The sequence below is a fragment of the Rudaea sp. genome (genome assembly GCF_036383415.1).
Lineage (GTDB): Bacteria > Pseudomonadota > Gammaproteobacteria > Xanthomonadales > Rhodanobacteraceae > Rudaea.
In genome coordinates, this window is sequence record NZ_DASVOK010000362.1 from 1 (window position 1) to 5,311 (window position 5,311).

General features: G+C 62.7%; 6 protein-coding genes and 1 pseudogene. All 7 read left to right on the plus strand.

The window, feature by feature from the left end; translation table 11 throughout:
- Positions 1-159, plus strand: a pseudogene (gene glmM, locus VF497_RS13390) (phosphoglucosamine mutase); the annotation flags it as partial.
- A gap of 79 nt (positions 160-238) precedes the next feature.
- Complete coding sequence (locus VF497_RS13395; protein ID WP_330889513.1) at positions 239-1,180, plus strand: isopenicillin N synthase family dioxygenase; 942 nt, start codon at positions 239-241, stop codon at positions 1,178-1,180.
- Positions 1,181-1,318: 138 nt separating this feature from the next.
- Positions 1,319-2,464 (plus strand): pyridoxal phosphate-dependent aminotransferase, encoded by a 1,146-nt coding sequence (locus tag VF497_RS13400; RefSeq protein ID WP_330889515.1) that lies wholly within the window; start codon positions 1,319-1,321, stop codon positions 2,462-2,464.
- A complete protein-coding gene (locus tag VF497_RS13405; protein WP_330889517.1) occupies positions 2,452-3,249 on the plus strand; it encodes an amidohydrolase in 798 nt (265 codons plus the stop codon). Before VF497_RS13400 ends, VF497_RS13405 begins: the two co-directional genes overlap by 13 nt.
- A gap of 5 nt (positions 3,250-3,254) precedes the next feature.
- Positions 3,255-3,935: an SGNH/GDSL hydrolase family protein gene (locus tag VF497_RS13410; protein WP_330889519.1), complete on the plus strand. Its 681-nt coding sequence runs from the start codon at positions 3,255-3,257 to the stop codon at positions 3,933-3,935.
- A gap of 57 nt (positions 3,936-3,992) precedes the next feature.
- On the plus strand, positions 3,993-5,075 hold the full coding sequence (serC, locus tag VF497_RS13415; RefSeq protein WP_330889522.1) for a 3-phosphoserine/phosphohydroxythreonine transaminase: 1,083 nt from the start codon (positions 3,993-3,995) through the stop codon (positions 5,073-5,075).
- 56 nt (positions 5,076-5,131) lie between these two features.
- Positions 5,132-5,311 (plus strand): chorismate mutase (locus VF497_RS13420; protein WP_414706905.1); only part of this gene is annotated, 180 nt, incomplete at its 3' end.

Here is a 5,311-nt window from a genome sequence, read left to right on the forward strand (position 1 = left end):
GGTGAGGTGGAAACAACCTTGCACGGACGCGGTCGCGTAGTGTTGCGCCCATCCGGTACCGAGCCGCTTGTGCGCGTGACCGTGGAAGGCGAGGACGCCGACGAGGTGCGGCGATTGGCGGAGAATTTGGCCAAGGCCGTAGAATTGGCAGCATCTTGAGCAATCATCCTTGATTGCGAAAATCAAAAGCGGCCATCCCTGGCCGCACTTTTCAACAACATCTGACCCAGACAGGCGTATGGCCAATCACGTTCCCACCCTCGACATCCGCCGCTACGACACCGACCGCAAGGCCTTCGTCGCCGAACTCGGCGCGGCCTATCGTGAGTACGGTTTCTGCGGCATCTCCGGCCACGGCATTGCGCAGGAACTGATCGACAATTCCTACGACGTGTTCCAGCGCTTCTTCGCGCTGCCGACCGAGACGAAGATGAAGTACCACCTGCCCGGCACGGGAGGTGCGCGCGGCTACACGCCGTTCGGCATCGAGACGGCGAAGGATTCGAAATACTTCGACCTCAAGGAATTCTGGCATGTCGGCCGCGAGCTGCCTGCCGGTTCGAAGTACGCCGACTACATGGCGCCGAACCTGTGGCCGAGCGAGGTGCCGGGCTTCAAGCAGTACGGCTATGGCCTCTACGAAGCGCTCGACGCTCTCGGTTCGCGCGTACTGCGCGCGCTCGCGCTGCATATCGATCTGCCGGAAAACTATTTCGACGACAAGACCAATTTCGGAAACTCCATCCTGCGGCCGATCCACTATCCGCCGATCACTTCGGATGCGATTCCCAATGTCCGCGCCGGTGCGCACGAAGACATCAATTTCATCACGCTGCTCGTCGGCGCGAGCGCGGAAGGCCTGCAGCTCCTGCAGCGCAACGGCGAGTGGCTGCCGATCACGACCCAGGGCGACACGATCGTGGTCAATATCGGCGACATGCTGCAGCGCCTGACCAACCACGTGTATCCGTCGACGACGCACCGCGTGGTCAACCCGCCGGGCGAGAAGGCGCGCCAGCCGCGCTACTCGGTGCCGTTCTTCCTGCATCCGAATCCCGACGTCGTGCTCGATCCGCTGCCGCAGACGATCACGGCCGACAATCCGCGCCGCTACGACACGTCGATCACCTCGCATGAATATCTGCAACAGCGGCTGCGCGAGATCAAACTCATCAAGTGAATACACTGAAGCCCTCCCCTTCAAGGGGAGGGCTTGGGTGGAGATGGTGTTAACCTCAGCGCAATCTCGTGCTGACACCATCCCCATCCCGGCCTTCCCCTTGAAGGGGAAGTGCAGTTCCACTCCAAGCCGAAAAACATGCAAATCGAAAGCAAACTGCCCAAAGTCGGCACGACCATTTTCACAGTGATGTCGCAGCTCGCCGTGCAGCATCAGGCGGTGAATCTCGGACAAGGGTTTCCGGACTTCGACGGCCCGCAGTCGTTGCGCGATGCGCTCACGCGTGCGATGAACGAGCACAAGAACCAATATGCGCCGATGACGGGAATTCCCGCGCTGCGCCAGCAGATCGCGCTGAAGACCGAGAAGCTCTACGGCGCCAAGGTCAACGTCGACACCGAGGTGACGGTGACCAGCGGCGCGACCGAAGCGCTGTTCGCCGCGATCGCCGCGGTCGTGCATCCGGGCGACGAAGTCATCGTGCTCGATCCTTGCTACGACAGCTATGAGCCGGCGATCGAATTGTCCGGCGGACGCGCCGTGCACGTGCCGCTGAGCCTGCCAGATTTCTCGGTCGACTGGCAGCGGGTCAAGGATGCGATCACGCCGAAGACGCGTCTGATTCTGATCAACTCGCCGCACAATCCGACCGGCGCCGTGCTGTCGGCCGCCGATCTCGATGCGCTCGCCGCGATCGTGCGCGACACCAACATCTTCGTGCTGTCCGACGAAGTCTATGAGCACATCGTGTTCGACGGCGCGCTGCACCAGAGCGTGCTGCGCCACCCCGAACTCGCCGCGCGCAGCTTCGTCGTGTCGTCGTTCGGCAAGACTTACCACTGCACCGGCTGGAAGGTCGGCTACTGCATCGCGCCGCAGGCGCTTAGCGCCGAGTTTCGCAAAGTGCACCAGTACCTGACGTTCTGCACGTTCAATCCTGCGCAGTGGGCGTTCGCCGAGATCCTCGAAACTGATCCGCAGCACTACCTCGACTTGCCCGCGTTCTATCAGGCCAAGCGCGACCGCTTCCGCGACTTGATCGCCGGATCGAAGTTCAAGCCGTTGCCGGTGCGCGGTGCGTATTTCCAGGTCGTCGACTATTCGGCGATCAGCGACATGGATGATCTGAATTTCTGCGAGTGGCTGATCCACAACGCGAGCGTGGCGGCGATTCCGGTGTCCGCGTTTTACGAGACGCCGCCCGACACGCGCCTCGTGCGCTTCTGCTTCGCGAAGAGTGACGAGACGCTCGTGGCTGCGGCGGAGCGGCTATGCAAACTCTGAGAGTCTCGCTAGTCCAGGGCGCGACGCGCTGGCACGATGCGGCGGCAAACCGGGCGTATTACGGCGCTTTCGCACGCTCGCTGAAAGGGCAGAGCGATCTGATCGTGCTGCCGGAGACCTTCACGAGCGGCTTCACTAACGAGACCCTGCACCAGGCCGAAACGATGCAAGGCGAAAGTTTCGCCTGGCTGAAATCGATCGCGCAGGAAGTCGGCAGCGTCATCACCGGCAGCATGGTCATCCGCGAGGGCGAGCGCTGCGTCAACCGCCTCGTCTGGATGCGGCCCGACGGCACGTTCGAGCTCTACGACAAGCGCCACCTGTTCCGCATGGCCAAGGAACACGAGCGCTACGCGGGCGGCGACGTGCGCTTGATCGTCGAGTTGAACGGCTGGCGCGTTTTGCCGCAGGTTTGCTACGACCTGCGTTTTCCGGTCTGGCTGCGCAATCGCTACAACAAGGTTGCACAGCGCTTCGACTACGACCTCGCGATCTTCGTCGCCAACTGGCCATCGCCGCGGCGTGAACCATGGCGTACGCTGCTGCGCGCGCGCGCGATCGAGAACTTGAGCTATGTCGTCGGCGTCAATCGCGTCGGCGTCGACGGCAACAATTTGCCTTACTCGGGCGACAGCGCAGCACTCGATTTCGTCGGCGCACCGCTGGTCGAACTCGGCGCGCAGGAGCAGGTCGTGACCGTGACGCTTGATCCGGCCGCGCTCGCTGCGCATCGCGAACGCTTCCCGGCGTGGATGGATGCGGACGATTTTGAATTGAAGGTGTGATTCCAATGAAGTTGGCCGCCGCGCGATTCGCCACAATCCTTGTCGTTCTCTGTCTGGCACTGACGAGCCCGTTCGCTGCCGCGCAATTGCAGACCGGTTCCGCGATCTGGGAAAAGGACATCCAGAAATTCGAAGCGGCGGACGAGGCGAATCCGCCGAAGCCCGGTGCGATCCTGTTCATTGGCTCCTCGTCGATCGAGCATTGGAAGGATGTCGCCAACGACTTCCCCAACAAGCGCGTGCTCAACCGCGGCTTTGGCGGGTCGCGCATCGTCGATTCGACGTACTATGCCGGCCGCATCGTCGCGCCGTACAAGCCGAGCATGATCGTGTTCTATGCGGGCGACAATGACATCGCCGACGGCCACACGGCGCAGCAGGTCTTCGACGACTATGTCGCCTTCGTCGCACGCGTGCGCAAGGACCTGCCGAAAACGCCGATCGCCTACATCTCGATCAAGCCAAGCCCGTCGCGGGTCGCACTGCTGCCGGTAATGACGGAGGCGAATGCGAAGATCCGTGCTTATGCGGTTGCGCATCCGCATCTGCTCTACATCGACGTCGCGAGCAAGATGCTCGATGCGAGCGGCCAGCCGCGCGCCGAGCTGTTCGTCGAGGATCGTCTGCACATGAATCGCGCCGGCTACGACCTTTGGCGCGGGACCATCGCGCCGTTCCTGCCCTGATCGGATTGCCAATCTGCCGCACTGCGGCATAATGGGAAGTTCCAGCCAGGAGCACCCATGAGTCGTGGATACAATTTCGCCGCCGGCCCGGCCGCGGTGCCGGAAGCCGTGTTGCGCCAGGCGCAGGCCGAACTGCTCGACTGGGGGCAGGCGCGCGCTTCGGTGATGGAGATCAGCCATCGCGGCAAATTGTTCGCCGAGCTCGCGGCCGAGTCCGAACGCGACCTGCGTTACCTGCTCGATATTCCCGACAACTACAAGGTGCTGTTCCTGCAGGGCGGGGCGACCCAGCATTTCGCCCAGATTCCGATGAATTTCGCCCGCCGCGACCAGATCGTCGACTACGTCGTCACCGGCCATTGGGGCGAGAAAGCCGTGCGCGAGGCGAAGACGCTGGCCGACGTGCGTGTCGCGGCGAACAGCGACTCGAACCGGCACACGGCGATTCCTGCGCGCGACACCTGGAAGCTGCATGCGGACGCCGCCTATGTCCATTACACGCCAAACGAGACGATCCACGGCGTCGAGTTCCAGCACGTGCCCGAGGTCGGCGACGTGCCGCTGGTCGCCGACATGTCCTCGGACATCCTTTCGCGCCCGCTCGACGTTCGCAAGTTCGGCCTGATCTACGCCGGCGCGCAGAAGAACATCGGCGCCTCCGGCCTTGTCGTCATGATCGTGCGCGAGGACCTGCTCGTGCGTTGTCCGAAGGACATGCCGAAGATCTTCAACTACGCCGAGCACGCGGCCAACGATTCGATGCTCAACACGCCGAACACGTTCGGCTGGTATCTGGCGGGACTCGTGTTCGAATGGCTGCTGGAGCAGGGCGGCGTGGCGGCGATGGGCGAGCGCAACCGTGCCAAGGCCGACCTGCTTTATGGCTATATCGACAACTCGGGTTTCTACAGGAACCCGGTGGAAAAATCCGCGCGTTCGCGGATGAACGTGCCGTTCACGCTGTTCGACGAGGAGCTGAACGCGCTGGTCCTCAAGGAATCCGAAGCCGCGGGCCTGCTCGCGCTCAAGGGGCACAAGGCCGTCGGCGGCATGCGCGCCTCGCTCTACAATGCGGTGACGCTGCAGGCGGTACACGCGCTGGTCGATTTCATGCGTGATTTCGCCAAGCGCTACGGCTAGGGAACCTCCGATTAACCTACTGCGCACCAAGTCCGAAATTCTGTAAAAGTATACTCATGGCCGCAAAGAAGACACCGAAGACCAAAGCCGCCGCAGCGAAGACTCCGCCGCTCGACCTCGCCCAGGCGCGCACGCGCATCGACGGCATCGATCGCCAGATCCAGGAGTTGATCGCCGAGCGCGCAGGCTGGGCGCAGCAGGTCGGCAAGGCCAAGGGTCCGCTCAAGGCCGCGGTC

Coding starts and splice junctions, on each gene's coding strand:
- VF497_RS13395 (WP_330889513.1), top strand. CDS start 239: ATGGCCAATCACGTTCCCACCCTCGACATCCGCCGCTACGACACCGAC.
- VF497_RS13400 (WP_330889515.1), top strand. CDS start 1,319: ATGCAAATCGAAAGCAAACTGCCCAAAGTCGGCACGACCATTTTCACA.
- VF497_RS13405 (WP_330889517.1), top strand. CDS start 2,452: ATGCAAACTCTGAGAGTCTCGCTAGTCCAGGGCGCGACGCGCTGGCAC.
- VF497_RS13410 (WP_330889519.1), top strand. CDS start 3,255: ATGAAGTTGGCCGCCGCGCGATTCGCCACAATCCTTGTCGTTCTCTGT.
- serC (WP_330889522.1), top strand. CDS start 3,993: ATGAGTCGTGGATACAATTTCGCCGCCGGCCCGGCCGCGGTGCCGGAA.